33 protein-coding genes and 1 pseudogene are annotated in these 26,281 nt (G+C 69.6%); 26 read left to right on the plus strand and 8 right to left on the minus strand.

Features of this window, described 5'->3' with window-relative positions; genetic code table 11:
• Positions 1-5: 5 nt before the first annotated feature.
• The 19 genes from ACFYU0_RS01575 to ACFYU0_RS01665 all read left to right on the plus strand — a co-directional run bounded on the left by ACFYU0_RS01575 (position 6) and on the right by ACFYU0_RS01665 (position 16,512).
• A complete protein-coding gene (locus ACFYU0_RS01575) occupies positions 6-773 on the plus strand; it encodes an Ig-like domain-containing protein (RefSeq protein WP_389297033.1) in 768 nt (255 codons plus the stop codon).
• An 80-nt stretch (positions 774-853) separates the two neighbouring features.
• On the plus strand, positions 854-1,195 hold the full coding sequence (locus ACFYU0_RS01580) for a hypothetical protein (RefSeq protein WP_389297035.1): 342 nt from the start codon (positions 854-856) through the stop codon (positions 1,193-1,195).
• Positions 1,192-1,536 carry a hypothetical protein gene (locus tag ACFYU0_RS01585; protein WP_389297037.1) on the plus strand — a complete coding sequence of 115 codons (345 nt, stop codon included), beginning with the start codon at positions 1,192-1,194 and terminating at the stop codon, positions 1,534-1,536. Before ACFYU0_RS01580 ends, ACFYU0_RS01585 begins: the two co-directional genes overlap by 4 nt.
• Positions 1,533-1,967, plus strand: coding sequence for a hypothetical protein (locus ACFYU0_RS01590; RefSeq protein WP_389297038.1), 435 nt, complete (start codon positions 1,533-1,535; stop codon positions 1,965-1,967). Before ACFYU0_RS01585 ends, ACFYU0_RS01590 begins: the two co-directional genes overlap by 4 nt.
• Before the next feature lie 18 nt (positions 1,968-1,985).
• Positions 1,986-7,403, plus strand: coding sequence for a phage tail tape measure protein (locus ACFYU0_RS01595; RefSeq protein ID WP_389297040.1), 5,418 nt, complete (start codon positions 1,986-1,988; stop codon positions 7,401-7,403).
• Positions 7,404-7,406: 3 nt separating this feature from the next.
• Positions 7,407-9,653 carry a hypothetical protein gene (locus ACFYU0_RS01600; RefSeq protein ID WP_389297042.1) on the plus strand — a complete coding sequence of 749 codons (2,247 nt, stop codon included), beginning with the start codon at positions 7,407-7,409 and terminating at the stop codon, positions 9,651-9,653.
• An 87-nt stretch (positions 9,654-9,740) separates the two neighbouring features.
• Complete coding sequence (locus tag ACFYU0_RS01605) at positions 9,741-10,766, plus strand: DUF5047 domain-containing protein (protein WP_389297044.1); 1,026 nt, start codon at positions 9,741-9,743, stop codon at positions 10,764-10,766.
• Positions 10,766-11,422: a hypothetical protein gene (locus tag ACFYU0_RS01610; RefSeq protein ID WP_389297045.1), complete on the plus strand. Its 657-nt coding sequence runs from the start codon at positions 10,766-10,768 to the stop codon at positions 11,420-11,422. The genes ACFYU0_RS01605 and ACFYU0_RS01610 overlap by 1 nt, the downstream gene beginning before the upstream one ends.
• 8 nt (positions 11,423-11,430) lie before the next feature.
• Positions 11,431-12,072, plus strand: coding sequence for a hypothetical protein (locus ACFYU0_RS01615; protein ID WP_389297047.1), 642 nt, complete (start codon positions 11,431-11,433; stop codon positions 12,070-12,072).
• Positions 12,073-12,131: 59 nt separating this feature from the next.
• Entirely contained in the window at positions 12,132-13,031 is a 900-nt protein-coding gene (locus tag ACFYU0_RS01620; protein ID WP_389297049.1) for a hypothetical protein, read from the plus strand.
• 2 nt (positions 13,032-13,033) lie between these two features.
• A complete protein-coding gene (locus ACFYU0_RS01625) occupies positions 13,034-13,390 on the plus strand; it encodes a hypothetical protein (RefSeq protein WP_389297050.1) in 357 nt (118 codons plus the stop codon).
• Between the two features lie 32 nt (positions 13,391-13,422).
• Complete coding sequence (locus ACFYU0_RS01630) at positions 13,423-13,743, plus strand: hypothetical protein (RefSeq protein ID WP_389297052.1); 321 nt, start codon at positions 13,423-13,425, stop codon at positions 13,741-13,743.
• On the plus strand, positions 13,706-13,924 hold the full coding sequence (locus ACFYU0_RS01635) for a hypothetical protein (RefSeq protein ID WP_389297054.1): 219 nt from the start codon (positions 13,706-13,708) through the stop codon (positions 13,922-13,924). The genes ACFYU0_RS01630 and ACFYU0_RS01635 overlap by 38 nt, the downstream gene beginning before the upstream one ends.
• On the plus strand, positions 13,921-14,253 hold the full coding sequence (locus tag ACFYU0_RS01640) for a hypothetical protein (protein WP_389297056.1): 333 nt from the start codon (positions 13,921-13,923) through the stop codon (positions 14,251-14,253). The genes ACFYU0_RS01635 and ACFYU0_RS01640 overlap by 4 nt, the downstream gene beginning before the upstream one ends.
• A 2-nt stretch (positions 14,254-14,255) precedes the next feature.
• The gene (locus tag ACFYU0_RS01645) at positions 14,256-14,405 is read left to right on the plus strand and encodes a hypothetical protein (RefSeq protein WP_389297057.1); all 150 of its coding nucleotides are present in this window, start codon (positions 14,256-14,258) and stop codon (positions 14,403-14,405) included.
• 56 nt (positions 14,406-14,461) lie between these two features.
• Positions 14,462-15,196, plus strand: coding sequence for a hypothetical protein (locus tag ACFYU0_RS01650; protein WP_389297058.1), 735 nt, complete (start codon positions 14,462-14,464; stop codon positions 15,194-15,196).
• An 8-nt stretch (positions 15,197-15,204) separates the two neighbouring features.
• Positions 15,205-15,375 carry a hypothetical protein gene (locus tag ACFYU0_RS01655; protein WP_389297060.1) on the plus strand — a complete coding sequence of 57 codons (171 nt, stop codon included), beginning with the start codon at positions 15,205-15,207 and terminating at the stop codon, positions 15,373-15,375.
• Positions 15,376-15,755: 380 nt separating this feature from the next.
• Entirely contained in the window at positions 15,756-16,331 is a 576-nt protein-coding gene (locus tag ACFYU0_RS01660) for a recombinase family protein (protein ID WP_389297062.1), read from the plus strand.
• A 1-nt stretch (position 16,332) separates the two neighbouring features.
• Positions 16,333-16,512, plus strand: a complete 180-nt coding sequence (locus tag ACFYU0_RS01665) for a hypothetical protein (protein ID WP_389297063.1) — start codon at positions 16,333-16,335, stop codon at positions 16,510-16,512.
• A gap of 275 nt (positions 16,513-16,787) precedes the next feature.
• On the opposite strand, the gene ACFYU0_RS01670 is transcribed toward ACFYU0_RS01665, so the two are convergent.
• Positions 16,788-17,123 (minus strand): DUF6233 domain-containing protein, encoded by a 336-nt coding sequence (locus tag ACFYU0_RS01670; protein ID WP_389297065.1) that lies wholly within the window; start codon positions 17,121-17,123, stop codon positions 16,788-16,790.
• Between the two features lie 46 nt (positions 17,124-17,169).
• On the opposite strand from ACFYU0_RS01670, the gene ACFYU0_RS01675 reads away from it, so the two are divergent.
• Positions 17,170-17,388, plus strand: a complete 219-nt coding sequence (locus ACFYU0_RS01675; protein WP_389297066.1) for a LexA family protein — start codon at positions 17,170-17,172, stop codon at positions 17,386-17,388.
• 19 nt (positions 17,389-17,407) lie between these two features.
• Entirely contained in the window at positions 17,408-17,608 is a 201-nt protein-coding gene (locus tag ACFYU0_RS01680; protein WP_389297068.1) for a hypothetical protein, read from the plus strand.
• Between the two features lie 221 nt (positions 17,609-17,829).
• Here ACFYU0_RS01680 and ACFYU0_RS01685 read toward each other — a convergent pair whose 3' ends face one another.
• Positions 17,830-18,024, minus strand: coding sequence for a hypothetical protein (locus tag ACFYU0_RS01685; protein WP_389297069.1), 195 nt, complete (start codon positions 18,022-18,024; stop codon positions 17,830-17,832).
• 269 nt (positions 18,025-18,293) lie between these two features.
• Between ACFYU0_RS01685 and ACFYU0_RS01690 the strand changes: the two genes are divergently transcribed.
• The gene (locus ACFYU0_RS01690; RefSeq protein ID WP_389297071.1) at positions 18,294-18,503 is read left to right on the plus strand and encodes a hypothetical protein; all 210 of its coding nucleotides are present in this window, start codon (positions 18,294-18,296) and stop codon (positions 18,501-18,503) included.
• Positions 18,504-18,510: 7 nt separating this feature from the next.
• On the opposite strand, the gene ACFYU0_RS01695 is transcribed toward ACFYU0_RS01690, so the two are convergent.
• Positions 18,511-18,753 carry a GntR family transcriptional regulator gene (locus tag ACFYU0_RS01695; RefSeq protein ID WP_389297073.1) on the minus strand — a complete coding sequence of 81 codons (243 nt, stop codon included), beginning with the start codon at positions 18,751-18,753 and terminating at the stop codon, positions 18,511-18,513.
• 137 nt (positions 18,754-18,890) lie between these two features.
• Between ACFYU0_RS01695 and ACFYU0_RS01700 the strand changes: the two genes are divergently transcribed.
• Positions 18,891-19,124, plus strand: a complete 234-nt coding sequence (locus tag ACFYU0_RS01700; RefSeq protein WP_389297074.1) for a hypothetical protein — start codon at positions 18,891-18,893, stop codon at positions 19,122-19,124.
• Positions 19,125-19,329: 205 nt separating this feature from the next.
• On the opposite strand, the gene ACFYU0_RS01705 is transcribed toward ACFYU0_RS01700, so the two are convergent.
• The 3 genes and pseudogenes from ACFYU0_RS01705 to ACFYU0_RS01715 all read right to left on the minus strand — a co-directional run bounded on the left by ACFYU0_RS01705 (position 19,330) and on the right by ACFYU0_RS01715 (position 21,031).
• Positions 19,330-19,734 (minus strand): hypothetical protein, encoded by a 405-nt coding sequence (locus tag ACFYU0_RS01705; protein ID WP_389297997.1) that lies wholly within the window; start codon positions 19,732-19,734, stop codon positions 19,330-19,332.
• A gap of 27 nt (positions 19,735-19,761) precedes the next feature.
• Positions 19,762-19,953, minus strand: a pseudogene (locus tag ACFYU0_RS01710) (winged helix-turn-helix domain-containing protein); the annotation flags it as partial.
• Positions 19,954-20,482: 529 nt separating this feature from the next.
• Positions 20,483-21,031 (minus strand): DUF5134 domain-containing protein, encoded by a 549-nt coding sequence (locus ACFYU0_RS01715; RefSeq protein ID WP_389297076.1) that lies wholly within the window; start codon positions 21,029-21,031, stop codon positions 20,483-20,485.
• A gap of 165 nt (positions 21,032-21,196) precedes the next feature.
• Here ACFYU0_RS01715 and ACFYU0_RS01720 point away from each other — a divergent pair, with 165 nt between their 5' ends.
• Together ACFYU0_RS01720 and ACFYU0_RS01725 are read left to right on the plus strand one after the other, a co-directional pair.
• Positions 21,197-22,861, plus strand: a complete 1,665-nt coding sequence (locus ACFYU0_RS01720; protein WP_389297077.1) for an FUSC family protein — start codon at positions 21,197-21,199, stop codon at positions 22,859-22,861.
• 368 nt (positions 22,862-23,229) lie between these two features.
• Positions 23,230-23,742, plus strand: a complete 513-nt coding sequence (locus tag ACFYU0_RS01725; RefSeq protein ID WP_389297078.1) for a MarR family winged helix-turn-helix transcriptional regulator — start codon at positions 23,230-23,232, stop codon at positions 23,740-23,742.
• A 522-nt stretch (positions 23,743-24,264) separates the two neighbouring features.
• Here ACFYU0_RS01725 and ACFYU0_RS01730 read toward each other — a convergent pair.
• Positions 24,265-24,657, minus strand: coding sequence for a VOC family protein (locus tag ACFYU0_RS01730; protein ID WP_351660446.1), 393 nt, complete (start codon positions 24,655-24,657; stop codon positions 24,265-24,267).
• Between the two features lie 70 nt (positions 24,658-24,727).
• On the opposite strand from ACFYU0_RS01730, the gene ACFYU0_RS01735 reads away from it, so the two are divergent.
• Complete coding sequence (locus tag ACFYU0_RS01735; RefSeq protein WP_351660448.1) at positions 24,728-25,267, plus strand: GNAT family N-acetyltransferase; 540 nt, start codon at positions 24,728-24,730, stop codon at positions 25,265-25,267.
• Positions 25,268-25,294: 27 nt separating this feature from the next.
• On the opposite strand, the gene ACFYU0_RS01740 is transcribed toward ACFYU0_RS01735, so the two are convergent.
• A complete protein-coding gene (locus ACFYU0_RS01740) occupies positions 25,295-25,978 on the minus strand; it encodes a glycerophosphodiester phosphodiesterase family protein (RefSeq protein ID WP_351660451.1) in 684 nt (227 codons plus the stop codon).
• Positions 25,979-26,281: the final 303 nt, after the last annotated feature.

The raw sequence follows: 26,281 nt of genomic DNA on the forward strand, positions 1-26,281 counted from the left end.
ACGCCGTGGCCGGCGACCCGCTGAAGGCAAATCTGTGGACGGACGCGGACGTCTACATCTCCACCAACCTCTCCGCAGCCCTGCCCGCGAACGCGCACGCCCCGTTCGGATCGGACTGGGACCTCGTCGGCCTGCTCGACGGCGACGAGGGCTTCCCCGAAAGCCGTGACGAGGACACCGACGACAAGTTCGCCTGGGGCGGCATCCTGGTCCGCACCAGCCGCCAGCACTTCAAGCTCACCAAGAGCTTCACGGCGCTGGAGGACAACGAGACCACCTACGGCCTGCTGTGGCCGGGCTCGACCCCCACGCAGATCGTCGTGCCCCGCCCGGCCCGCGTGCGGATCGCCTTCGAGACGCGAGAGGGCGACAAGGTCCGCCGTCTGATCTCCGCCCAGTACGCGGAAGTCAGCCTGGACGGCGACCACGGCGAGAACGAGTCCGACCTCGAGAGCATGACGTTCGCCGCGACCATCTTCCCCACCAGTGGCGGTGTCCTGTTCAACCGGCAGACCACGCCGCTGCTGACGACGCTGGACGTCTCCCCGGGCACCCTCACCCAGGCCGTCGGGGACATCGACTCCCTGATCGCCACCGCCACCTACGACGACAGCTCGACGGCCGACGTGACCGCCTCCTGCACCTGGACGTCCTCGGACACCAGCAAGGCCACGGTCGCCTCCGGTTTCGTCACCGGCGTCGGAGCCGGCTCGGCCACCGTCACCGCCTCCTACCTCGGGAAGAACGACACCTGCGCCGTCACGGTGTCCTGACAGACCACCGGGGCGCGGACCCTTCGTCGCGGTTCGGCCGCGCCCCGGTGTCCCACCTCGAACCGCGAAAGGACCGCGACATGCGCCTGACCTTCACCGAGGCCGACGTCACCGCCAAGGCGGTACAGCTCGGCCTCATCCAGGACGGCGAGGAACTTCCCCGTGAGCTGCGCGGCAAGGTCGTGGCGGCCCTCCTCCAGGAGGAAGCCGCACCGGCCGCCGCGCAGCCACAGCTCGCCCGAGAGGTCGTCATCCAGCCCAACGGCGTGATCCTCGTCGACGGCGAGCCGTTCCCCTGGCTCGTCGCCCAGGAGCCCGTCGACGTCCACCTCAACCCGGACGGCTACAGCACGGTCCGCATGACCCTGCTCGCCAGCGCCGTACAGATCATCAAGCCCGAACCGCGAGAGGAACCGCGATGACCAGCCGAACCGCGACCAGCAAGCCGGCCGACGACCAGCCGTTCGACTTCAACCTGGACACCGTCAAGGCCGAAGCCGACCTCACCCCGTGGCGGGTGCACTGGGACGGCCGCCGCTGGGAGTTCCAGCACGCCGAAGCCCTCGACATCTGGGGCCTCGCGGAAGGCGCCGAAGGCGGCGACGCGGGCGCCACGATGGCCATCTTCAAGCTCGCGCTGGGCGACGAGCAGTGGGCCGACTTCCGGAAGATCCGCATGCCCCAGTACAAGATGAAGGCCCTCTTCGACGCCTACAAGAAGTACTGCGGCCTGGGGGAATCGGAGGCCTCGCCCAGCTCGTGAGAGAGCACGGCGAGGCAGTCGAAGCCGACCTGCGCCAGCACTACGGCGTCCGCCTGCGCGACCTGCACCTGCGCGACGCCCACGGGCACAGGCGGATGACGTGGCGGGAGCTGCGCTGCTACATCCGGCAGCTCCCTTCCGATGCCCGCACCCGGATCGCCACGGGCGACGAGGACAGCATCTGGGGTCTGCAGGAGCACCTCACCGCAGTGGTCATCGACGAACTGCGGGCCGCGAACTGGCAGCGCGCCAACGAGGGCGCCGAGAAGTCCAAGCTCTCCCCGCGCCCGAAGCCGTTCCCGCGGCCCGGGGTGGGCGGCGGCAAGAAGACCGCCGACAAGAACGGCCCCGAACGCCAGGCGGCCCGCCAGCGGGCTCTGCGCCGGGCGGCCGAACGCAAGCAGGCCATCGCGGCAGGACTCATCAGATAGACCGACTGGGGGTGAACGATGCCCTCCGTCGGCTACGCAACAATCCAGATCATCCCGTCGATCCGTGGTGTCGCCGACGAGCTGCGCCGCCAGCTCACCGGACCGGCCGGAGATGCGGGCGGCCAGGCCGGTCAGGCTGCCGGTGACTCCCTGCTCGACAAGCTGAAGGTGGGCGCCGCCGCTGCCGGTGTGGCGGCCGGCGCCATCCTGGTCAAGGGTCTCGGCGACGCCATCGACCAGGCGAACGTCACCTCCAAGCTGCAGGCCCAGCTGGGCACCTCCAACAAGGTGGCCGCCCAGCAGGGCAAGCTCGCCGGCAAGCTCTACAGCACGGGCGTAACCGACTCCTTCGAGTCCGCCGCGGACGCCATCAAGTCCGTCATGCAGTCCGGGCTCGCCCCGCCCGGGGCGACCACGAAGCAGCTGGAGAAGCTCGCCACCAAGGCCTCCGACGTCGCCACCGTCTTCGACCAGGATCTCGGTGGCGTCACCAACGCTGTCTCCCAGATGCTGCGCACCGGTCTGGCGAAGAACGCCGACCAGGCATTCGACCTGATCACCAAGGGATTCCAGGGCGGCACCGACAAGGCCGGGGACTTCCTCGACACGATCAACGAGTACGGCACCCAGTTCAGGAAGGCCGGCCTGGACGGCGCCGCGGGGATCGGCCTGCTCAACCAGGCGATCCAGGGCGGCGCCCGGGACGCCGACCTCGCCGCGGACGCCATCAAGGAGTTCAGCATCCGCGCCATCGACGGCTCGGATTCGACAGCGACCGGCTTCAAAGCCCTGGGCCTGAACGCCGATCAGATGGCCGCCCGCTTCGCCAAGGGCGGTTCTACGGCGAACGGCGTCCTCGACCTGACCCTGGACAAGCTCCGCGGCATCAAGGACCCCGTCAAGCAGGCCCAGGCCGCGACAGCTCTGTTCGGCACCCAGGCCGAAGACCTGGGCAAGGCCCTCTTCGCCATGGACCCGTCCAAGGCCGCGAAGGGACTCGGCCAGGTCGGCGGGGCCGCGGAGAAGGTCGGCAAGAACATCCGGTCCGGGCCGCAGTACGAGCTCCAGGTGTTCACCCGCACCCTGCAGCAGGGCTTGGTGAACTTCCTGGGCGGCGAGGTGCTGCCCCTGCTCGCCGAGTGGGGCGGCACCTTCAACAGGGACGTCCTGCCGCCGCTGAAGACGGTTGGCAGCGCGCTGGCGTCGCTGTTCCTGCCCGCGCTGTCGCTGGTGGGCTCCGTCCTGTCCGGAATGATCGACTGGTTCAAGCAGTGGGGCGTCTGGCTGGTTCCGCTGGCGATCGCCATCGGCGGCGTGACGCTGGCGCTGAACGCTCAGGCCATCGCCACCGGCATCGTCACGGCCGTGTTCTCGGTGTACCGGGCTGCGATCCTCATCGGCACCGCCGTCACGAACGGCTTCGCCGCGGCTCAGGCCGTCCTGAACGCGGTTATGTCGCTGAACCCATTCGTCCTCGTCGCGATCGCTCTGGTCGCGCTGGGCGCCGCGCTGGTCATCGCCTGGAAGAAGTCCGAGACGTTCCGTGCGATCGTGATGGCCGCCTGGGAGGGCATCAAGACCGCCGCCCTGTACGTCTGGAACTCGGTCCTCAAGCCCGCTTTCGAGGGCATCAAGGCCGCGCTGTCTGCGCTGGGGACGGCGTTCGCGTGGCTGTGGAACGTCGTGATCAAGCCCGTGTTCGGGTTCATCAGCACGGCTGCGCGGGTCCTGCTGACCATCTTCACGATCGTCGTCTTCGGTCCCATCTACCTCGCGGTCAAGGCGCTCGGTGCCGTTTTCTCCTGGCTGTGGACGAACGCGATCAGCCCGGTGATTGGGTGGATCGTCGCGGGCTTCAAGCTGTGGTGGGGCAGCATCAAGGTCGTCTTCGGCTACTTCTCCGCGGGCATACGGATGCTCGCCACCTGGGCGATGTGGCTGTGGCACAACGCCATCTCCCCGGCCGTCCGGGGCATCGTGGCCGCCGCCAAGTTCATGTGGACCGGGGTAAAGATCATCTTCGGTTACTTCACGGGCGGCATCAAGACGCTCGCGTCGTGGGCGAAGTGGCTGTGGACGAACGGCGTGAAGCCCGCGTTCAACGGCATCAAGTCGGTGATCTCGACCGTGTACTCGGTCGGGATCAAGCCCGTCTTCGACAAGCTGAGGGCTGCTCTCGGGCAGGTTGGCAAGGCTTTCTCCACAGCGAAGGACGCCATCAAGACGGCCTGGGACAAGGTCAAGGGCATCGCCAAGGCGCCCGTCGTCTTCGTCGTGAACACGGTGTACGGCAAGCTCCGCGGCGTCTGGAACACCGTGGCGGGAGCCTTCGGGGCGCCCAAGCTGCCCGAGTACAAGTTCGCCAGCGGTGGCGTCCTGCCCGGCTACACGCCCGGCCGGGACGTCCACCTGGCCGCCCTGTCCGGCGGCGAGGCCATCATGCGGCCGGAATGGACCCGCGCGGTCGGCTCCGGCTACGTCAACTCAATGAACGCTGCTGCACGCACCGGTGGAGTCACCGGCGTGCAGCGTGCCCTCGGGCTGCCCGCATTCGCGGACGGCGGCATCTTCGGCTGGGTGAAGAGCGCCGCGTCCAAGGGCTACGACCTTGGCAAGTCGGGTGTGTCCTGGCTGAAGGACGGCGTCAAGGCGTCCGCCCTGTCCGGCCTGAACAGCGTCGTGAAGCCGCTCATCAACAAGATCTCCGGCTCGGCGTCGCTGTACCGGGACATGATCACCCGCGTGCCGAAGAAAATGATCAGCACGATCGTCGACTTCTCCGACAAGGCCGACAAGAAGCTCGAGGACGCCGGCATCGGCGGCAAGGGCTACAAGTCCGCCCTGTCCTGGGCGCGCACCCAGAACGGCAAGCCGTACCAGTGGGGCGGCAATGGCGACCCCAGCTGGGACTGCTGCATCATAGGACCTGTGAGGATTTATGGCCCCAATGGGGCGACCCCGATTCAGGACGTCCGGGCAGGCGATCAGGTCTACTCCTACGTCGATGGCAAGCTCACGACCCAGACCGTGACGGCTGCCTGGAAGTCCAAGACCCAGCAGGTCTATAAGGTCCGCACGCGCAACCGATCGGTCACCGCTTCTGCCAACCACCCGTTCATGCGCCTGGTCATGGTCGAGCCCTCCCGGCATGTGAAGGGCGGCAAGCGAGGCGAGCAGATCCCTGCTCGCTACGACGTCGAGTGGGTACGCCTGGATGAGCTCAAGCGAGGCGACCTCTTGGTGCAGCCCCGCGAGATGGACGTCCAGCACGTCACTGCGCCCGAGTTGCCCGACGGAACCCCCGTGTCGGAAGACATTGCATGGTTGCTGGGACTCTTCGTCGGCGACGGGTACGTCACCAACAACACCGTCCGGATCTGCGTATACGACGACAACAGCGTTCGGGCGCAGCAGATCTTCCGCAGCCTCGGCATCAATAGCTTCACCTCACCCAAGCACGGCGTCGTCGCCTCGAGCGTTGCCTTCGTGCAGACCTTGAGGGACATGGGCCTCGACGTTCCTGGCCTGAGCAAGCGGGTGCCCAAAGCCGCTTGGACGTGGAATCGTGAACTGAGGCAGGCATTCCTCGACGGCTACTGTGCTGCCGACGGACATCGACCCACGGACCAGGCAAGGCACGGTGAACGCACCTACGCCTCGGCGTCCCGCGAGCTGGTCGAGGACGTCCGCGCCCTTCACCTGATGCTGGGCCAGCACCCGTCCAACATCTCAACCAACAACCGGACCAAGCCCATCGTCATCAAGGGCGTGCCCGTCAAAGACGCCAAGCCCCTCCACACATTCTCCGTGTGGCGAGGCAGGCGCGATGGGGAGGTCGCCCTTCGCAGGCTGAGCGCCGGTATCGCGGCATGGCTGGACGCTGGTGACTTCACCGTCGCCAAGGTGCTGGAGGTGACTGACGAGGGCGTCCAGGACACCTACGACCTGGAGGTGGCAGAAGCCCACAACTTCGTCGCGGACGGCATCGTCGTCCACAACTCGGGCTTCATGAGCGCCATTGAGTCCGTGATCCGAGGCCAGAAGCCTCACCGCCGCTGGGCCACGGGAGCCTTCTCCGGCTCGTCGGCCCCGTCGGGCTGGGTCCGCGGCGCACGCTCCCCGTTCATGATCGGCATTACGAATGCCGGCGTGGGCCACACGGCGGGAACCCTGAACGGCGTCAACGTCGAGTCTCGGGGCGGCGACGGTGTCATCGTCGGCTCTCGGGCGCGCGGCTATAACGCCTCGCTGTTCACCGACCGGTACGGCTTTAAGGGATACGCCAACGGCGGCAGCCCGCGCCCGGGTGAGATCGCCTGGGTGGGGGAGAACGGGCCTGAGCTGATCCGGTTCTCCGGCGGCGAGGTTGTCTACTCGCACGCCGACTCCATGCGGATGGCGGCGGGCCTCGGCGGGCTGCGCGGCTTCGCCAAGGGCACACGGCTGTCCGGCACCTACCGGACGGCGGCCCAAGGGAAGGCGTACAAGCAGGTCCCCGGTGACCTGAGCGGCTTCACGAAGGCCCTGCACGGTTCCGCTGCCGACATCTCCAAGGCGGCGAAGGAGCTGGCGAAGGATCTGAAGGCGGCCGGCGGCGCCGGTAGGACGCTGTCGAAGTCCACGCTGAAGACGTCCGCGAAGCTCGAGTCGCTGGCGAAGCGGCGGGACGCGGTGGCATCCAAGCTGGCCACCGCACGGCAGGCTGCCACCGATCAGAAACAGGCCGCGTCGGACTTCCTCAGCGTCTCCAACCTGGGTGACGCGACGTCGGTCAACAACCTGATCACCAGCATGCGGCAGCGGCAGACGACCGCGAAGACCTTCCAGTCGTCCATCAAGACACTGTCGAAGAAGGGCCTGTCTCAGACCCTGATCCGGCAGCTGGTGGCGATGGGCCCGGACAGTCAGCTCGCCGGCATGGTTGCCACGGCCGGCAGCTCGCAGATCCACCAGCTGAACGCGCTCGCCAAGTCGGGCGTCAAGCTCAGCTCGACCTACGGCAACACCATGGCCGACGCCATGTACGACTCGGGCAAGAACGCGAGCAAGGGCTTCCTGACCGGCCTCGTCTCGCAGGAGAAGGAACTGCAGGCGGCGATGGACAAGCTCGCCTCCAGTCTGGTCAAGAGCATCAAGAAGAAGCTGAAGATCAAGAGCCCGTCCCGGGTGACGCACGCGCTCGGCGCCTACACCGGGCAAGGCTTCGCCATCGGCCTGGACTCCACCGCCTCCCAGGTGGCCGCCGCCGCGACGCGGGTTTCCCGGGCCGCGGTGCCGGCCGTCCCGGGTGCCGGGCGCGCGGGTGCTCTCGGTGCTGGCCAGTTCACGGTCGAGGTCCACACGAAGGATGAGGCGCTGTCGGAGTTCGTCGAGGTCCGCATCCGCGACAACAACGGGCGGATCCTGACCGGTCTTAACGCGCGTCCGAGGGGGTGACCTGTGGCGATTCCTGGCAACTTCCTGTCGGCGACGACGGAGTCCATCGACCCGAACACGTCGGGCTGGGCGGCGAAGCTGAACTGCACGCTCAGCCTGGGGTCGGGCGGCCGGAATGGTGACGGTGTCGTCTCCATGAAGGCCACGGCGACGGGGGAGATGCAGGCTCGCACCTACTCGTCCTATTCGGTGACGATGGGCCAGACGTACTTCGCTTTCGCCGATGCCTCAAGCACAACGATCCCCGAGCGGATCGGCATCCGCTGGCTGTCGCTGAAGGGTACGGAGATCAGCGTCACCTGGTCGCTGACGACGGCTGCCGCGTCGTCGTCGTGGCACCGGATCTCGGTGGGCGGGGTCGCACCGATCGGGGCGATCCGCGCTCAGGTGGTGGTGTCCGCCACGGCGACGGCCGCCAACCAGGTGCTGTTCTTCGAGAACATCTACTTCGGCTATCCGCTGCGGTACGCGGGGAACCTCCTCAGCTTCGACGCCGAGCAGCAGGAGATCTCCGGTACATCGTGGGCAGCGGAGTCGAACTGCACGCTGTCCCGGACGGCGCCGGCTGTGCCGTGGCCAGTCGACTGGTACTACAGCGGCGGCGAGATGCTCACCCTCACCGTCACCGCGAACGGGAACGCGTCCGCGCTGTGCGTGGAGCGGCCCGCAGTGACCCCGGGCGTCGAGTACCTCGCTTACGCCTACCTGTCGCCGCCGACGTCATCGTCGTCGTGCTGGGTGGAGATGCGGTTCTACAACGCGTCAGGGGCGCAGATCGCGGCAACGCGGTCGACGTTGGCACCGCCTGGGACCGGCTACTACCGGCAGTACGCAAGCGCCGTCGCCCCTGCCGGGGCGGCCACGGCTTCTCTCGCGGTGGGCGTCGCCTCGGCTACGGCCGGGCAGGTGATGCGCTCCGAGGCTGCTGTTGTGAAGGTGCGCACGTCGAGCCCGACGGGCGCCCTGGCGAACAGGAACGCGGTGACGTATGCCGACAGCAGCTTCGAGCAGGGCGTCGGATCGTGGACGGTGCCGTCGGGTGTGGCGACGATCGCCCGGTCAACACCGTGGGGCGCCCAAGGGTTCACCGAGAACTACAGCCTGACGGTCTCCAGTGGCACAGCGTCGGCCAGCACGATCCGCTCCGGCATGTATCCGGTGACCGGCGGCGTGAACTGGCGGGTCTACGTGGCCGCGAAGCGGGTGGCGGGCGGCTGGTCTCTCTCGTCCTCGGTCCGCTGGTTCGACGCGTCGAGCGCTCTGATCACCACGACGTCGAGCACGTCGGCGGCAATTCCATCCGATGGTGCTTGGTGGGTGCTGCAGCAGGACTTCGCCGCTCCCGCGAACGCGGCGTTCGCGCAGATCGACTACACGCTGACGGCGTCGGCGGCGAGCAGCACGCTGCAGCTGGACACGGTGCTGCTGTACCAGGTGCTGCCCCAGCAGACGATCACGGTCAGCAATGCCACGGCGTCGACGCAGCTGGTCATCCGGGAGATCACGACGTCCCGGCTGATGACCGTCTACCGGGTCCTGGCCGACGGCTCCCGCACAGCGGTGCGGGGCCCGTCCGGACTGCTGTACCAGGTCGCGCCAACGGACGACACGCTCATCGTCACCGACTACGAGGCACCCCTGGGCGTGCAGTTCTCCTACCGCATCGAGTTCTACTCGGCGACCACCGGCAACCTCCTGGAGTTCCGCACCACCGGCACCTACATCCTCGACCCGGGCGACCCGAACTACATCTGGCTGAAGGACCCCGCCCGGCCGCTGGTCAACATGAAGGTGCTTGTCAAGAGCCCCCCCGAGTGGCAGCAGCCCATTGACCAGCAGGTCTACCGCATCCGTGGCCGGCAGAACGCCGTCGTCCTGTCCGGTGTCCGCTCGGGCCGCGAGGGATCGCTGGTCGTGTGGACGCAGACCGACCAGGAACGCGAGGCGCTGCGGTTCCTCCTGGAAACCGGCAACGTTTTGTTCTGGCAGTCGGCGCCCGGGATGGGCGAGTCGGACGTGTACGTGTCCGTCGCCGAGACCGCATTTCCGCGCATCTCCGAAGAAGCCCCCGATCCGTGGCGGGAGTGGACGCTGCCACTCACCGAAGTGGACAGGCCGACCGGCGGCATGGCCGGCTCGCCCACGTGGACCGTCCGGGACGTCGGCATCGAGAACGCCAGCGTCCTCGGCCTGATGGACCGCTACCCGACCGTCCTGGACCTGGCACTCAGCCAGCGCACCGGAGGCTGACAGGGAGGAGGGCGCATGTACCCCGCACCGTCCTCCCGTTTCCTGCCGGCGCTGCGTCAAAGCCACGTCCCGTTCACGAAAGTGCAGATGCTCCGCACTGACGGCGTCGTCATCGACATGCTGCACACGGAGGGCAGCGTCACCGTCGACCGAGGCAACGCGGTACGCCGCACCTGCTCAGTGACGGTCCCGGACGTAAGCCTGCTGCCGATGACACCCACGGACCAGCTCGCCCTGTACGGGGCGAGGCTACGGATCCGCCGCGGCGTCATCTACGGCGACGGCTCGGTGGAGTCGGTCCCGCTCGGTCTGTTCCGCATCGACGGCATCAGCGGCGACCCAGCGTTCGGGCCGGTCACCATCAACGGCTCCGGGCTCGAGGCGGTCATCGCCGACGACAAGTTCACCACCCCGTACACCACCCGCGGCGGCGCGAACGCCATCACCGCGATCACCGGCCTCATCCAAGACAGCATCCCGGGCGCCACCGTCGTCAATCAGGCGTCCGACGCCACCATCGGCACCATGACCTGGGACGCTCAGTCGGACCGGTGGGCGGCCGTACAGGAGTGCGCCACCGCGATCGGCGCCGAGGTGTACGCCGACGCCGACGGCCAGTTCATCGTCGCCGAACTCCCCGACATGCTGACCGCCCCAGTCGCCTGGGACATCGACGCAGGAGCAGCCGGTGTCCTCATCTCCGCCAACCGCTCCTTCAGCCGGGACGGCATGTACAACGTGGTCGTCGCCAGCGGCGAGAACGCCGAGGACAACGCCGCCCCCGTGACCGCCACCGCGTCCGACACCGACCCCACCTCGCCGACCTACGTCAGCGGCCCGTTCGGCAGGGTGCCCAAGTTCTACAGCTCGGCCACCCTCACCAGCGCGTCGCTGGCGCTGAACGCCGCACAGAAGCTGCTGCGGGACTCGATCAAGCCCAACGCCACTGTCTCGCTGACCAGCCTGCCCAACCCGTGCCTCGAACCGGGCGACGTCCTCCGCGTCACCTACGAGGACGGCCAGCGCGAGCTGCAGCAGGTGCAGTCCTTCACGATCAGCCTCGGCCTCGACTCCATCACCATCGAGACCATCGGCGGAAAGCAGGACACCTGATGGTCGACGGGTTCTCTCTCGCTCAAGGCATCGCCGCCGCCTCACGGCAGGCGGGCCGCGATGACCCCGAAGTCCGGCGCGCGGACGTCCAGTCCGGCATCGTCACCGCGGTCGGCGTCGCCGCAGGGACTGTCGACGTGGGCAATGTCCGTGCTCGCCGACTGGAGTCGTACCAGGCACCGGCCGTTGGCGACCAGATCCTCCTCGTGCAGTCCGGCACCGGGAACTGGTGGGCAGCCGGCCGGATCAGCGGCGGCAACGACACCCCCTGGACGACAGCCACCCTTGCGACCGGCTACGCCCACGACGGTAACTCGAACGGGACCGTGCAGTACCGGGTCGTCGTCATCAACGGCACCCGCATGATGCAGTGGCGCGGCGGTATCGGCATCACCTATAGCGGCACGACCACCCCGAACGGGGGCCTCATCCTCGCCGCTGCCCTAGGCGCTTCGCTGAGGCCAGCGTCGCGCCGGACCGCCCCAGCTGCCTGCTCGGCCGCATCGAGCTCGTCACTCGCACTGAAGGCCGACTTCCAGACCGATGGCACGGTGCAGATCGTCGGCACCACCACAGCCAGCACTGACACCTACACGACGCCGATCATCCGGCCCCCCTGGGTGTCTCTGAACAGCATCCAGTACTCACTCGACTAGGAGGCCGCGTGCCGCTCGCAGATAAGTACGGCCAGGGGTTCACCGGCCTCGACTATGGCGACGTCCCTGACCTCAAGGTGCTTTCCGAGAACCTCCTCGCCATGGCCGGCCAGGGCGTGATGCGGTTCTCGTCCGCCTCGACCCGCAACGCCAACATCAGCGCGCCGGTCGAGGGGATGGCGACCTGGCTGGCCGCTGAGGCCCGGCTGGAGATCTACCACAGCGGCTCCTGGCTGGCCTGGCCGCCGGTGCCGGTGCAGACGTTCCAGGTCTCCGACGCCCCGTACAACCAGACGCAGACCACCGTCGACTACACGTCGGCGGCTTGGCCGCGGCCCCAGTTCATCGCCCCGCCGTCCGGGCGCGCCTACGTCACGATCAGCGCCGTGCTGCAGAACAACAACACCAGCGGCTCGACCTGCTGGGCCGCATGGCGGGCCAGCGGATCGCTGGGGTTCACGTTCCAAGACCTCAACAAGACTGGCCTCACGTCGATGAGCCTGCGCGTTGGCGCCTCGCGGCGGCTGATGCTGACCGGCATGACGGCAGGCGAGACGATCACGATCGTCCCGCAGTGGAACATCAGCTCCGGCTCCGCGACGACCGCGTCTACGTTCGGCGGCAGCCTGCTCGTCGAGCCCGCACCCTGACCCACCCTGCCCCTCAGCGCCCCACTCGGGCGCCTTTTTATGCCCAGAAAGGGGCCCGTATGAAGACGGGACCGCAGCGCTATCCGGGCGCCAGCACGGCGTACTGGTACCAGACCAGGTACGGCGGCTCCTCCATGGAGTCCAACGTCCTCGTTTGGCACACCACCGAGGGGACGTCCCTGCCCAGCTACTCCGGCGGGGCCGAGGCGCCGAACTTCACGGCGAAGCCGGACTTCAACGCCAAGCGGCTGGTCTGGTTCCAGCACTTCGATTTCGACACCTCCGCCCGCGCTCTCGTGAACGCGGCCGGTGGCGTCGAGACGAACACGCTGAACGTCTGCCAGGTGGAGATCGTCGGCACCTGCGACCCGTCCACGCACGCCAAGTGGGCGAACGCCGGCTACGTCCACCTGTACACGCCCGAGCTGCCCGACTGGGCGATCCGCGACCTGGCGGCGTTCGCGAAGTGGGCCCACGACAACCACGGCGTCCCCCTCACCAGCGCGGTCACCTTCAAGGCCTACCCCGCCTCCTACGGCAGCGGCAACGGCGTCCGCATGTCCGCCTCGAAGTGGAACTCCTTCACCGGGCACTGCGGCCACCAGCACGTCCCCGAGAACCTGCACGGCGACCCGGGCCTGCTCCCGATGGGAGCCATCCTCACCCGCGCCAAGGGTGGCGCCACCACACCCTCGACGCCCTCGACGCCGTCCACGAACAGCACGACGGAGACCGCCATGAAGCTCAGCGACCAGGTCAGCCTCGGCGACTGGGTGAAGAAGCAGTGGCCCGACGACAAGGGCCTCGCCGACAAGAAGATCAGCGTGAACACGGCGGTCGGCTCTGGCTACGCGCACGCCCGCCGCAGCGCCGAGAACACCGACGCCATCCTCAAGCAGCTCGAAGCGCTGCGCACCGAGGTCGCCCAGTTGCGCGCGGCCGTCACGAAGGGAGCCTGAACATGAAGCTGTTTGGTAGAGAGCCGGTCGTCGTTCTGAACGCGCTGTCGGCGATCCTCGGTCTCATCGTCAGCCTGGGCTTCACCGGGCTGACCGCGGACCAGGCCGGCGCGATCGTCGCCGCCGTGTCCGCGATCCTCGGCGCGATCGCCGCCGCCATGACCCGGCCCGTCGCCCCGCAGGCCTTCACCGCGGTCGTCGCAGCCGGTGCTGTTCTCGTCGCCGCGTTCGGCTACGACGTCTCCCAGGCCACCATCGGCGCCATCAACACCGTCGTCCTGGCCGGCCTCACCCTGCTGACCCGGGCGCAGGTCACCCCGTCCAATCCCACCGCACCGACGGGACCGACCAGCGTCTGAGCCGTGCAATTGCGTACATCTAGGAGGGCGCGGTGAGCGAGGTATTCGGTGCCACAGCGAGCGATGCCGGACTTGGCGCGCTCCTCACTCTCGTCGTCCTGTTCATCCTCACCGGGCGCCTCATACCGAGACGCACCCACGAGGACGCTCTCAGCGACAGAGACAACTGGCGGTCGGCGTTCATGGAGTCCGAGGCCGCCCGCAAGGTTGAGCACGAGCAGGTAGAGGAACTGCTGGAGCTGGCCAAGCTGGGCGGCCACATCCTCACCGCACTGCCTCAGCCGGGGAAACCGGATGAGGGGGAGGTGGCAGCCGATGCTCGGATGGATCCGACGCCTCGTACACGGCTCTGAGCAGAGCGAGCAGTCCGACTCCGAGGCCGCACTGGAGCGGACGGTCGCCGACCGGCAAGAGGCCGAGGACCGCTGGTCGGCCGTGCGCGCGGCGGTCGCCCCGATCCGGCAAGCCCGCATCGAGAACCACTGGTCGGAGAAGGTGGAAGCGGCATTCGCCGCCCGAAGGGAAGCGCAGTGAGTAAGGATCTGGGGGTCGACGCCTGGATGAACGCCATCATGTCGGCGCTGGGAGCGCTCGCCTGCGCGGCGTTCGCCATCACCTATCACCTGCGGGCCTTCTGGTGGAGGTCCGAGGTCGGCCGCAATCAGATGTGGTTCGCGGTGGTCATCGCGCTGCTCTGCCTGTACACGGTGGGCGCGACGTTCTGGCAGGACGAGGCGTGTGTGCTCATCGTCCTCCGCAGTATCCGCACCGCCGTGCTGCTGGCGGTCGCCGGCCTCATGGTGCAGCGCACCCGGCTGCTGCTCCGCGCCCAGCGCAACCACCGCGACCGGACTGGAGTGTGAGCGTGGACCTGACCCCTGCCGAGCCGCGCCGGGACGAGTACGCCGCGGACGCGGCCACCCTCGAGCAGATGGGCGTTCTGCCGGAGCAGCCGGTCGCCGACCCGGAGCCGCCTCCGCCGCCGGTGTACGAAGCCGGAGACATCCCGGCCTGACCCTCCCCTTCAGCCCCCGCCGATATGGCGGGGGCTTCGTCGTTCCCGGAGCCTGTATGCGCGTCGCACGTCTCGTCCTGCCCGCCCTCGCCGCCGCCCTCCTGCTGCTCGTGGCGCCCGGTCGGGCTGCCGCGGCCGGCCCGGTCTACTCCGGGACCGGCTGGAAGATCGCCACCAAGGACGGCATCCACTCGCTTAGCCCGAAGTCCTACGTCTTCACGTTCGCCAGCACGTCCTCGCGCACGAAGCTCACCCCGTATGCGCAAGCGGTCGCCGCCCAGCTGACCGCCGTGACCGGCACCAAGTTCGTGGTGTCGACGACCGTCGAGACGCCGCCCGCGGTCGGCTCCTGCCCTGCCGAGCATCATCTGATCCTCGGCGTGAAGTACCGGCCCGTCGGCACCAAGGGGATGTCGCGCGCCTACAACTGCTTCACGGACCGGGCCGGCAGCGTGGACTACCGGGCGGCGTGGGGCGGCTGGGCGTGGATCGACTCCGAGTACTGGTACGCCAACTGGTTCAGCACGAACGCCACCGTCAACAGCGCGCGGATCAAGAACGCCGTCACGCACGAAGTTGGGCACCTCGTCGGACTCGACCACCCGAACAAGGACCTCGACAAGGACGGCGTCGTCGAGGACTACGAGTGCGCGCGCACCACCGGCGGCTACCTGCCCGTCATGTGCGCGCCCGGCCTCGGCGGCTACACCACCAGCACCAGCGGTGGAAAGTTCACCAGCCGCGACACCCCCGGCCTCAAGCAGCTCGTCGCCAACTACGGACTCGGCTAGGAGACGCCATGCCCGAACCCATACCCGTACAGCCACGGCCGCAGCCCGGCGCCGCCGACGTCCAGAGCCTCGTGGCGCTCGGCGTCGAGGAGCCACCGCCGATCCCGTCCACGCAGCCGTTCCTCGAACCGGTGTACCCGGACCTGCCCGGCGGCTACGTCGGCGACGACCCCGCGTGAGAGACGCCCCCGCTACCTCTGCCAACCGGCAGTGGTGCGGGGGCGCTTCGTCGTGTCAGTGGCCGTGGCAGAAGCAGAACGAGCTCTGGCAGAAGTAGCAGCTTGGGCGCCCATCACAGCGGGTGCAGCGTGTCGACGTCCGCGAGCAGTACACAGGCTGGGTGTGATGCGTGACCGCCTCTTCGTTCGCCTCGTCGTAGTCCTGCTTGCACGTTCGGCATGTCGTCATGGCGGGAGTGTGGCACGGGTGCACGCCCTGTCCACAAACGAGTGTCTGTCGACGTGTGCGCGCTCAACTCCGTTGATGCAAGGCTGAAGTGACGAAAACTCGTGTCATGAACTATGTAGCGCAAAGGGTTAACAAGCGCTACGCTCGGCTCATGAGAATCGGATACGGCCGCGTCTCCACGCGCGACCAGAACCCAGACGCGCAGGAGGACGCGCTCAAGGCCGCCGAGTGCGACCAGGTCTTCGTCGACAAGGCGTCCGGGAAGCTCGCCTCCCGGCCCGAACTCGACAAGGCGCTCATCGCCGCACGCGAGGGCGACGAGTTCGTCATCACCAAGCTCGACCGGCTCGGCCGGTCCCTGAAGAACCTCATCGAGCTGTCCGAGCAACTGAACGAGCGCGGCATCAACCTGATCGTGCTCAATCAGAAGATCGACACCAGCACGCCGCAGGGCCGGATGTTCTTCCACATCCTGGGCGCCGTCGCCGAGTTCGAGCGGGAGCTCACCGCGGAGCGGACCCGGGACGGCCTCGCCGCCGCCCGCGCACGCGGTCGAGTCGGCGGCAGAAAGCAGGCTCTCAAGCCGCGTCAGGTCAAGCTCGCCCAGGAGATGTACGACGAGCTCGGCGACGACGGCAAGCGCAAGCACACCGTGCAGGACATCGCCGACGAACTCGGCGTCGCCCGCACCACCATCTACCGGTACTTGGACAGGAAGGAGAAGTGACATGGCGAAGGTGCTGAAAGTCGGAGTGGAGATGGGCGGCCTGAAGGACGAGGCAGAGATTGAGCTCCCTGCGGACTGGGACTCCTGGACTGCGGCGGAGCAGCAGTCCTGGGCCGATGGCGCCTTGGAGACCCACGTCCAGAACAACGTGGATAGCTGGCACTACGTCGACGAGGCCTGACAGCAGCACGACGCCCCGCCCAGGGTAAGTGGGCGGGGCGTCGCTGCTTCAGCATATGGCAGGCCTGCACGGCAACGCCCCCGCAGCCGTCTGGCTGCGGGGGCGTTCTGCTGTCTGGAAGGGCTCAGCCCCATGCGGTGTCGCTCATGACCCCTCCCTCGCCTGTGGGTGCGGCCTGCCTGCGGGGTACTCCCCACGCCCCGAAGGGCCGCTGCGAACGAGCAGGCCGCCCGGACACGGTACGCCGATGGTGGCTGCGGATGGAAGGCTGCGGCTCATCCCTCCAGGTATCCGAGCGCGGAGTCTGGCCGGCAGTGCGGGCAGGCGGGGACGCCGTCGGCGAGCGCCCGGAGTGCTGCGGGCTGGTCGATGCCGCGGCTGCGTTTGCCCGCGTTCCAGCAGCCGCCCTCGTGGACGTACACGGCGTGATCCCGGTTGAGGCCGAGCTCCAGCATCCACTCGGGCGGTTCCGGCCGGTTCTCCTCGCCGTGCTGCCGCTCGCGTTCCTGCCGCTCGAGGTCGGCGATCTGCTGCCGGACCCGGGCCAGGGTGGACGCCAGGAATGTCTCCAGGGTGCGGAGGCGGGGCAGGTCGGGCGGCAGGTCGGTCACGGTCTCAGCTTGCACCCAAATTCGAACAAGCGCTCTAATCGAGGGTATGCACCGCGTCGACTACCTCACCGACCGCCAGGAGCGCATCCTCCGCGTCATCCGCCAGCACATCGCCGACACCGGCGAGGCCCCCACCTACGCCCAGATCGGCCAGGCGGTCGGCCTGCGCAGCCGCGCCTCCGTCCATTACCAGCTGGGCGAGCTCGCCGCGAAGGGCGCCATCGCCCGGGAGCGGTACCAGCGGCGCGGGATCCGGCTCGCATGACGACTCCCATGAGGCGCGCATGACCAGCCCCGGCCGCTACCACCTGATCCTCACCACCGGCGGCCGGCCGGTGCTGCACGGCTGGTGGGGGAGCGAAGCCACCGGCCGGCGGAAGCTGGTCGGCTGGGTCGGCGAGTACGGCACCATGCCCGACGCCCGAATCACCCTCACCGACGAGGACACCGGCGAGACGTTGACGCAGTGGCCCGAGGAGTCGTGAAGCTCTGCCATCCTGGCCCGCATGGATCACGAGGAAGAGCGGGACGAGGCCGGCTGGCCCGACGTCTACGGCGAGGCGCCGCCCGTCGACGAGCACGAGCTGACCACGCGCCCCGGCGTTGTCAGTGGCGAGTCGTAGGCTGATCGCAACATCCGACCGAATTCAAGTCGGGTTTGCTGCACCCCGTTCGAGCGTGGAACCCCGAACGGGGTGCGCTGCTGTCAGTCCTCCGGGTGCCGCACGGCCTTCTTGAGTGCCATCTCCAGCTCGTACCGGTCGACTCCGGCCTGCTCGGCGTGCGCGGTCACTGCCTCCTGCACGGCCGCAGCGGTGTCGGCGGTGAGGCGCCCGGCCTGGATCTCCTCCCAGGCGGCGCGTTCGAGAGCGAGAAGATCGTCAGGGAGTTCGATTGCCACGGCCGGATTCTACGCCGCGGCCGCCATCTCGCCGCGTACCGCCTCGAGCCACTCGTCCCGCAGCTGCTCGTACCGTTCCCGGGTCGGCCCCCACAGCCAGCCGCCCGTCTCCTGCATCAAGGCGCGAATGTCCGCCTGCACGGCATCAGCCGGCCGCGGCAAGCCCGAAGGCGGGGGAGTGGTGGACACGACTAGATCGTAGGCCGCCGGTCTGACAGCGGCCTAGGAGTTCAAGCGGTCTGTCATGCTGAGCGAGAAGGGAGGCCGACATGAGTGAGAGCGTCTACCGGGCTCGCTACTGGCGCTACGGCGCTGAGCAGGAGGAAGAGTGCGACACGCTGGATGAAGCGCTGGCCTTCCTCTGTGCTGGCTGGGAAAACGGGGACCTGTCCGAGATCGCAATCGTCGGACCCGACGGTGAAGCGATCCTTGCCGGGGCCGACCTGTTCAACCGTATGGTCGCGCTGCTCGGAGTCTGACAGCGGCCTAGGAGTTCGGGCGGTCCGCGACGAACGTGCCGAGCCCGACCTCCGCGCGCACCAGGCCCTCGGCCTTCAGGAAGGCCAGCACCTTCTGCGCGGTGGAAGCGGCCACGCCGAACTCCGTCGACAGCTCCACCACGGAGGGCACCTTCGTGCCGGCCGGGTAGGTGCCGTCCTCGATGCGGCCGACGATGACCGCGGCGATCTGCCGCCACACGGGCCGAGTCCGGTCAAGATCAACGCTCACCCTTTGACCGTAGAAAACCGCAGTACACCGCGCGACCGCAGTACAGTGCGGTAGACCGCAGTAGACCTGCGGCACGAGACGCCCCCGAGGCCGCGGCCAGGCAGCCCCGAGGGCAGCCGACGATCGGAGCGTCGACCATGGACGAGCGTAGACCCGGCAGCATCCCGGTAACCCCACCCAGACCAGTCTCCGGCGCCAAGCTCAGCCCGCTGCAGCGCGCGGGAGCCGCCTATCGGGATCACATGGCCGGCTGCCGCGACTGCCGCACCACGGACGGCGGCCGGTGCGAGGAAGCGCTGCGGCTGTGGCGGATCCATGGGGAACTGTGCGACGCCGCCTACGCCGAGCTCGCCGCTGAGCGCCGCTACTGACCGGCGAGACAGCCTGTCAGTGAGGCAATGAACGGGCGTTAACGCTTGCCGGGCAGGTAAGCCCTGGCCAGGGCGCATGCGGACGGTCACAATTTCACACGGGGTGCGCGGATTCTGTGCAGATAAATGCAGGAAGCACCTTCCGCTGAGACCTGTTTACCGCTTGACTATGGTTCAGGCGCACAGCGGGTTATGCCCCTGGCACCTACGGTTGCTGCGGCATGAGCCGAATCAGCCACCTGTCCATCGGCAGGATGAGATCAGCGGTCTCCAGGGAGCGACCATCTTGGTCAAGTCGAGTGCGCACGACACGGAACGCAGGGGTGTCCACCAGCAGCCCCAGTGCGTGCGCGTGCTCAGCCTGCAGCTCCATGCAGCCCACCTCGGCAATACACGAGGCGTGCGGCCGGCGCTGCCCCCGCCACCACGAGACGACCAGCATGGCCGACCGGCCGCCAGGGTCGAGGCACTCCACGGTCTCGTGCCGCAACATCACACCTGGATTGACGCCAAGACGCTCCGCCAGTTCCACCGTGGCGGGACGCGGGCGGGTGTCGGTGGTCTCGCTGGCGAAGGGCCAGGGCGCATCCGGATCGGTGAGAGTGCGCATAGCTGGAGGATGCGCCACATAGACTGCCTTACGCTCCTCGCCCTCCAGGACGCCGGTTCGGCGGAGCAGGACGTAGGCGAGGCGAACCGTTTGAGGGTGCACGCCGAGTTCGGAAGCTAGCTCGGCGCGAGAGGGCAGGGGTTCGCCAGGCTGCCATTCCCCGGCAGCGATGCGGCGGCGGAGGTCAGCGGCAATGCGCCGGTGACGCGCTTCTGGCAACCCGACCCCTAGCGATCTTGACGAGAGGTCAGACGCTACGGAGCGGCAAGAGGCCTGGATATATCCAGACGTCCCACGGTGGGCGGCTCGGCCGCATTGACAGTTGAAGAAAGGATTCGGCTCCGCGGGGTTCAGGTCCCCGCAGGTGCCGAGAGATCCGCTTAGGTCGCGTACCCCCAGTAGTCGGCCGGCGGCGGATCAGTCGGGGACTCGGCAGCGTGCGCCGGGGGCCCACCCGAATGAGTGAACTCGTGGCCGTGCTGCGGTATGCGGGGCACTCGTTCTCTACGAGGCCGGGCCCGGAGTCGCTCTCACTACCCCCAAGGTGTGCAAGACGGCTCCGGGTCCGGTCTCTCTATTTACGCAGCCGACGGGGCTCATGGCTCACCGCATGGGGAAAATGGGAGACGAATGGGAGACGATCTTCGCAAGCACCTGCGAGGATCGGCTAACTCCTACGTACATTCGCTAGGTGGTTTCCCGGCGTCGCAGGTAGATGAGCTGTAGTCGCAGGCGACAGGCTTGCCGATCACATAGCCAGCAGCATGGCGACCATGCCGATCCCCATCGACAGCCGGCACGCCCGCGCCAGTTCCGGACGGTCGCCCCAGCGCACCCCTGTCCGGGCGCCCGCCGGGACGGCTGAGGGCACCAGACGGGCGCCCGCCAGCAGCACGTATCCGGTGAAGTAGAGCAGGAGCGCGCCCGTCACCAGCGGCACTCCGGCGCCGGTGTGCCCGTTGTGCGAAGCGGGGGAGACCGCCATGGCGAGGGACATGTAGACCATCGCCGCCGTCCCCACCAGATGGTGCAGGTGGTGCGCGCCGGTGCGGGCGGCCCACAGGGCCCGCAGCGCGGCCGCCGCGAACACGGCCGCGTACAGCGGCCAGGCCCACCCCGGCGTGCTGAACACCGTCGCGGGCACGGCCATGGCGGCCATGCCGAACCCCATCAGCGCCTCGCCGCCCGCGGCCCGGCGCTGCTCCTCGACACCGCTGCGCATCCGCAGCAGGCAGTAGGCGCCGGTGGCCGCGCACAGCGCGACCAGCAGCCAGGCCGGCGAACCCGAGCCGTGCACGCGCACCCCCCCCGATCGACGGTCGGTCGAGGGATGCGATGCCCACGGCATGCGGCGCGCACGCAAGCGCAAGGGTGTACGCGGGGAGCGTTCGCCGGAGCACAGCAGGTGAGCGGGCGGAAGCCCAGACGCTTTACTGGTAAAACACATGCTAACTTTGTAGGCATGAGCAGTGCGACCCGACTCCGTCTTCCCCTCGCCGGCGTGCTCCGCCTCGGGCGGCCCTCCGACATCTGGTTCAAGCCCGCGCTCAGCGTGGTCGTCGCCACCGCTCCGCCCAACCTGGTCCTGCTGGCCCTCGGCCGCCTCGACCTGGCGGCGTACTCGATGGCCGGCTCGCTCTGCGCGCTCTACGGCCACAACCGGCCCTATGCCGCCCGGGCCCGCGTCCTCGCCTGGGTGGTGCTCGGCATGGTCGGCGGCCTCGCCCTCGCGCTGGTCGCGGCCTCGCTCACCACCAGCGCGGTCGTGCTGGTCGCCGTAGGCGCCCTCATGGCGGCCGTGCAGAAGGCGGTGTGCGACGTGAGCCGCATCGGCCCGCCCGGACATGTGATCCTCACCTTCATCACCTCCGCCTCCCTCTTCATGCCGCAGAGCCTCGGCCAGGTGCCGGGACACGTGGGGCTCGCCCTGCTCGCGGGCGCCTGGGCCTGGTTGGTCGGGATGGCGCCCGGGCTGCTGCGCCCGCACGGCCCGGAGCGCCGGGCCACCGCCCAGGCCCTGACCGCGGCCGCCGCGTACGCAGGGACCGGCGGCACCGCCGAGGGCCACGCCGGGGCCCGTGCCGCCACCGCCGCGGCCGTGCACGCCGCCTGGCAGACCCTTCTCGCCGGCGGCGCCCGGACCGACCGCACCCGCCGTGCGCTCGAACAGCTCCTCGTCCGCGCCGAGGTCGCGCTCGCCGCCCCCGCCGACGCCGACCCCGCGCGACTGCGTGCCTGGGCCCGCGAGCTGCGGGGCACCGGCCGGATCCCGCGGGTGGAGTCCCCGCGTGAGTCCGCCGATGAACTGCTCGGTGTGGACGCCGAACTCGCCGCCCCCCGCCGCCCGCTGCGGGAACGGCTCGCCCCGCTCGCCCCCATCGCCGCGCGCACCGCGATCGGCTGCGCCCTCGCCGGTTACGCCTCCCTGGCGCTCGGCGTCGGCCGCCCCTACTGGGCGCTGGTCACCGCGGCCTCGCTCTACCAGGCCAACGTGACCCTCACCTGGAACCGGAGCATCCAGCGCGTCGTCGGCAACCTCCTCGGCGTCCTCGTCTTCGCCGCGGTGGCGCCCCTCGCTCACCTCCACCCGGCGGCCCTGGTGCTGTGCTGCGCCGCCTTCAACTTCGGCGCCGAGGCGCTGATCAGCCGCAACTACTGGCTCGGCTCCGTCTGCGTCACGCCGATGGCGCTGCTCATCACCGAGTTCGCCCGTGCCCAGAACCCCGGACAGCTCATCGGCGAGCGTGTCCTCGACACCCTCGTCGGCGCGCTGGTCGGCTTCGTGGCGGCCGTCGCGGTCACCAACCGGCGCGCGGGCGACCGACTGAACAACGCGCTGACCGCCGCCGAGCGCGCCCGAGAGAACGCCGCACGGCTGCTGGCCGAGCCGCACCCGGCGCCCCGCGCCCTGGAGAGCGCCCGGCGCGCCCTGGCCGCCGCGCTGGTCGACCTGCGCGCCACGGCCGACGCGGCCTCCGGCGAGTGGTGGCAGCGCGCCCTGCCCGAGGAGCGGGTCGTACTGGTCGAGCAGTCGGGACACCGTACGCTCGCCGCGACGGTACGACGCCAGGGGCTCGCCCCGCTGGCGCAGGACACGGGCACCACGACGGAGGACGCACGGCCATGACCCCGACGAACGGACGACCGCCGGCCGGGCACGCCGGCGCCGGCGCACCGACGGAGCCCGGGGCCCCCACCGCGGGCGGCGCCGGTACGGCCGTGCCGGGTTCGGCGGACGCGACCCTTGCCGGGGGCGCCGATGGGGGAGGCGTGACCGGTCCGCTGCCGGCGGCCGGAACCACGCAGACGCGGGCCCGATCGGCCGGGGGTGACGGCGGGTCGGGCGGTGCGCCCGACGCCGTGCGGGGAGCGGCCGAGGAGCGCTCGACGGCGCCGGCCGGCCGGGCGGAAGGCTCACCGGGGACCGGGGGAGAGGCCGGGCAGGGGGCGGGCTACGGGCCTGCGGCTGACGCCGGGTGGGGGCGGCGGGACGCCGTGAGCGGTGAGGGCGACACTGTCGCCTCCGTGGTCCGGCAGTGGCGTGCCGTGCATCCCGAGCTGAACACCGGGCCCATGGAGGTCATCGGCCGGATCAACAGGTGTTCCGCCCTGCTCCAGCAGGCCGAGGACGCCCCGCTGCGCCGGGCGGGACTGAGCCGTGCCGAGTTCGACCTGCTCGGCGCGCTGCGCCGTACCGGGCACGAGCTGACCCCGAGCGAGCTGGCCCGGGAGACCTTCTCCTCGGGGGCCGCCGTGACCAAACGGCTCAAGCAGCTCACCGAGCGCGGCCTGATCGAGCGGCGTGGCGACACCCGCGACCGCCGGGTCGCCCACCTCCGTCTGACCGACGCGGGCCGCGACCTCGTGGACGGCATCCTCCCCGAGCAGCTCGCCTACGAGACGGCCGTGCTGTCCGTCCTCGCCCCCGAGGGCCAGGACCACCTGGCCGCGCTCCTGGGCGACCTGCTCAGCCGCCTGGAGGGCCGAACGGGCCCCGTGCACACCTGACCCGCCGAGCCGCGGCCCGTCGCCCCGCCGTCCCGGCGCGCACCGAACGCCGCGCACCCTCAGCACCGGAGATCGGGGGACCGCCGCTCGGCCTCCCGCCGTCCCGGCGGGCCCCGAACGCCGCGCCCCTCAACACAGGCGGCCATGGACGGCGGGACGGGACCGCCGCTTGGCCTCTTGCCGTCCCGGCGCGCACCGAACGCCGCGTCAGGGCGTACTGGCGGTAGGAGACCAAGGGACCTGCCGTTCGTCTCCTAGCCGTCTCCGGCGCGCACCGAACGCCGTCCGGCTGTACCGGCGGTCAGACCGCGCGCCCTGCCGCTCGGCCCTTGCCGTCCCGGCGGCCACCGAACGCCGCGCCCCGCGGCACCGGCGGCCTGAACCGCGGGGTCCGCCCCCGCCCGCCGCGCGGGGCCCGCGGGACGGAGTCCCGCCGCACGCAGTCGGGCTCCGCCGGTGCGACGCGAGCATCACCACCACGTCGCAACCGACCTCCACCTCCGAGCGGGCCGTCGCGCGGCCCTAGATCCCGGGCCGGTAGCGCAGTGGATGGTCGGCCGGGATCTCCACCAGCACGATCGGGGTGCCGTCCGGGTCGGCGATCCACATCTCGATCAGGCCCCACGGCTCCTTCACCGGGGGCCGCACGATCTCGACGTCCTTGGCCAGCAGTTCCTCGTGGGCCGCCGCCACGTCCGCCACCTGCAGCCACAGCCGCACATCCGGTGGCGCCGGGGTCTCGGAGCGGCCGGAGACCTCCAGGAATCCGCCGCCGAGGAAGTACACGGTCCCGCGCTCGGGGCCGGTGCCGAACTCGCGGTAGACGGCAAGGCCCAGCCGCTCCCCGTAGAAGGCGCGGGAGCGTTCGGGGTCGGTGGGGCGCAGAAGTGTCCGGCTGCTGAGTACATGCACCATGCATCCGGAGCTTAGTGGCAGGGTTACCCTCGTCCCTGCTTCAGCAGCGCCCGAGATCGGAGAACGCCCCATGGAAACCGCCGCCACCGCACTGACGTTCCGTGACGCCGGTGACGCCGACGTCGACGCACTCGTCGTGCTGATCGAGTCGGCGTACCGGGGCGACGCCAGCCGGGCCGGGTGGACCACCGAGGCGGACATCCTCCAGGGCCAGCGGACCGACCCCGAGGGCGTGCTGGAGGTCATCAAGGCGCCCGACAGCCGGCTGCTGACCGTCGAGCAGGGCGGCCGGATCGTCGCCTGCTGCCAGCTCGAGCACCGCGGCGACGCCGCCTACTTCGGCATGTTCGCGGTCAGCCCCACCCTCCAGGGCGCGGGCCTCGGCAAGGCCGTCATCGCGGAGGCGGAGCGCCAGGCGCGGGACACCTGGGGGGTCACTGAGATGCACATGACGGTGATCTCGGTCCGCGAGGACCTGATCGCCTGGTACGAGCGCCGCGGCTACCGCCGTACGGGAGAGACGACCCCGTTCCCGTACGGCGACGAACGCTTCGGCATCCCGCAGCGCGACGACCTCCGGTTCGAGCTGCTGGTCAAGCCGCTCGTATGACGATCACAGGGGAGACGGCGCGCCGGCTCACGCGGTGAAGCGGCCGGTGCGCTTGATCTCCGGGTAGTCGGTGGTCGCCCCGTCCAGCCCGAGCGCCCGGACGAGCCGCAGATGGTCCTGCGTGTTGACCACCCAGCCGATGATGCTCAGCTCGGCCGCCCGCGCCTGCTCGACGACCTCCAGGCTCAGCCGCCTGATGTTGAGGCAGACGGTCGCGGCCCCGGCCGCCCGGGCGCGGTCCACGACGTCGGTGCCGTAGCGGCTGGCGATGAGCGCGGTGCGCACGCCCGGCACCAGCCGGGCGATCTCGGCGATCGCCTCGTCGTGGAACGAGGACACCTCCACCCGCGAGACCAGGTCCCGCCGGTGCATGACCTCCGCCAGCGCCCGGGCCGCCGCCACGTCCTTGATCTCCGCCTGCAGCGGCGTCCGCACCGCGTCCAGGACCTCCTCGAAGACCGGCACGCGCTCCCCGCGCCCCGCGTCCAGGGCGCGCAGCTCCGCGAGGGTCATCTCGGCGATGGGACCCGTGCCGTCGGTCGTGCGGTCCACTTCCGCGTCGTGCATGACGACCAGGGCGCCGTCCTTGCTCAGGTGAAGATCGAGTTCGATCAGGTCGAGGCCGGCCTGTTGCGCGGCGACGAAGGAACGAAGGGTGTTCTCGGGCTCCACACCCATGACCCCGCGGTGACCGATGGTAAGGAAGTTCAAGGTTCAACTCGCTTCCGTCGACGGCGGCTCGGCACCCGTGGACCCGCTGAGGGCGTCACTGTCCACGCGGCAGAGTCGCAGCCTAACGGCCGGGTCCCGCGATGGACCCGCACCTGCGCGGGGGATCGGAGCGCGGGGTGTGCGGCGACTGGCTCGTATCCGCCCCTGTTGTCACCCGGGCGTGGGCGCGTCCCACCGGAGTTGACCGGCCGGAACCAAGGGGTGCCCGGCCCGCCACCGCCCGTACGCCACTTCTGGGATCAGTCAAAGTGACCGCCGTCACGGTTTCGGGCAGGAAAAACA

The sequence above is a fragment of the Streptomyces sp. NPDC003720 genome (assembly GCF_042875075.1).
Classification (GTDB): Bacteria; Actinomycetota; Actinomycetes; order Streptomycetales; family Streptomycetaceae; genus Streptomyces.

What these genes read in the sequence shown, in the direction of transcription:
- ACFYU0_RS01595 (WP_389297040.1), top strand. Translation starts at nt 1,986, where the DNA reads ATGCCCTCCGTCGGCTACGCAACAATCCAGATCATCCCGTCGATCCGT.
- ACFYU0_RS01690 (WP_389297071.1), top strand. Translation starts at nt 18,294, where the DNA reads ATGAGTGAGAGCGTCTACCGGGCTCGCTACTGGCGCTACGGCGCTGAG.
- ACFYU0_RS01680 (WP_389297068.1), top strand. Translation starts at nt 17,408, where the DNA reads ATGACCAGCCCCGGCCGCTACCACCTGATCCTCACCACCGGCGGCCGG.
- ACFYU0_RS01700 (WP_389297074.1), top strand. Translation starts at nt 18,891, where the DNA reads ATGGACGAGCGTAGACCCGGCAGCATCCCGGTAACCCCACCCAGACCA.
- ACFYU0_RS01720 (WP_389297077.1), top strand. Translation starts at nt 21,197, where the DNA reads ATGAGCAGTGCGACCCGACTCCGTCTTCCCCTCGCCGGCGTGCTCCGC.
- ACFYU0_RS01625 (WP_389297050.1), top strand. Translation starts at nt 13,034, where the DNA reads ATGAAGCTGTTTGGTAGAGAGCCGGTCGTCGTTCTGAACGCGCTGTCG.
- ACFYU0_RS01605 (WP_389297044.1), top strand. Translation starts at nt 9,741, where the DNA reads ATGCTCCGCACTGACGGCGTCGTCATCGACATGCTGCACACGGAGGGC.
- ACFYU0_RS01660 (WP_389297062.1), top strand. Translation starts at nt 15,756, where the DNA reads ATGAGAATCGGATACGGCCGCGTCTCCACGCGCGACCAGAACCCAGAC.
- ACFYU0_RS01675 (WP_389297066.1), top strand. Translation starts at nt 17,170, where the DNA reads ATGCACCGCGTCGACTACCTCACCGACCGCCAGGAGCGCATCCTCCGC.
- ACFYU0_RS01620 (WP_389297049.1), top strand. Translation starts at nt 12,132, where the DNA reads ATGAAGACGGGACCGCAGCGCTATCCGGGCGCCAGCACGGCGTACTGG.
- ACFYU0_RS01580 (WP_389297035.1), top strand. Translation starts at nt 854, where the DNA reads ATGCGCCTGACCTTCACCGAGGCCGACGTCACCGCCAAGGCGGTACAG.
- ACFYU0_RS01665 (WP_389297063.1), top strand. Translation starts at nt 16,333, where the DNA reads ATGGCGAAGGTGCTGAAAGTCGGAGTGGAGATGGGCGGCCTGAAGGAC.
- ACFYU0_RS01705 (WP_389297997.1), bottom strand. Translation starts at nt 19,734, where the DNA reads ATGCGCACTCTCACCGATCCGGATGCGCCCTGGCCCTTCGCCAGCGAG.
- ACFYU0_RS01610 (WP_389297045.1), top strand. Translation starts at nt 10,766, where the DNA reads ATGGTCGACGGGTTCTCTCTCGCTCAAGGCATCGCCGCCGCCTCACGG.
- ACFYU0_RS01650 (WP_389297058.1), top strand. Translation starts at nt 14,462, where the DNA reads ATGCGCGTCGCACGTCTCGTCCTGCCCGCCCTCGCCGCCGCCCTCCTG.
- ACFYU0_RS01730 (WP_351660446.1), bottom strand. Translation starts at nt 24,657, where the DNA reads ATGGTGCATGTACTCAGCAGCCGGACACTTCTGCGCCCCACCGACCCC.
- ACFYU0_RS01655 (WP_389297060.1), top strand. Translation starts at nt 15,205, where the DNA reads ATGCCCGAACCCATACCCGTACAGCCACGGCCGCAGCCCGGCGCCGCC.
- ACFYU0_RS01585 (WP_389297037.1), top strand. Translation starts at nt 1,192, where the DNA reads ATGACCAGCCGAACCGCGACCAGCAAGCCGGCCGACGACCAGCCGTTC.
- ACFYU0_RS01635 (WP_389297054.1), top strand. Translation starts at nt 13,706, where the DNA reads ATGCTCGGATGGATCCGACGCCTCGTACACGGCTCTGAGCAGAGCGAG.
- ACFYU0_RS01735 (WP_351660448.1), top strand. Translation starts at nt 24,728, where the DNA reads ATGGAAACCGCCGCCACCGCACTGACGTTCCGTGACGCCGGTGACGCC.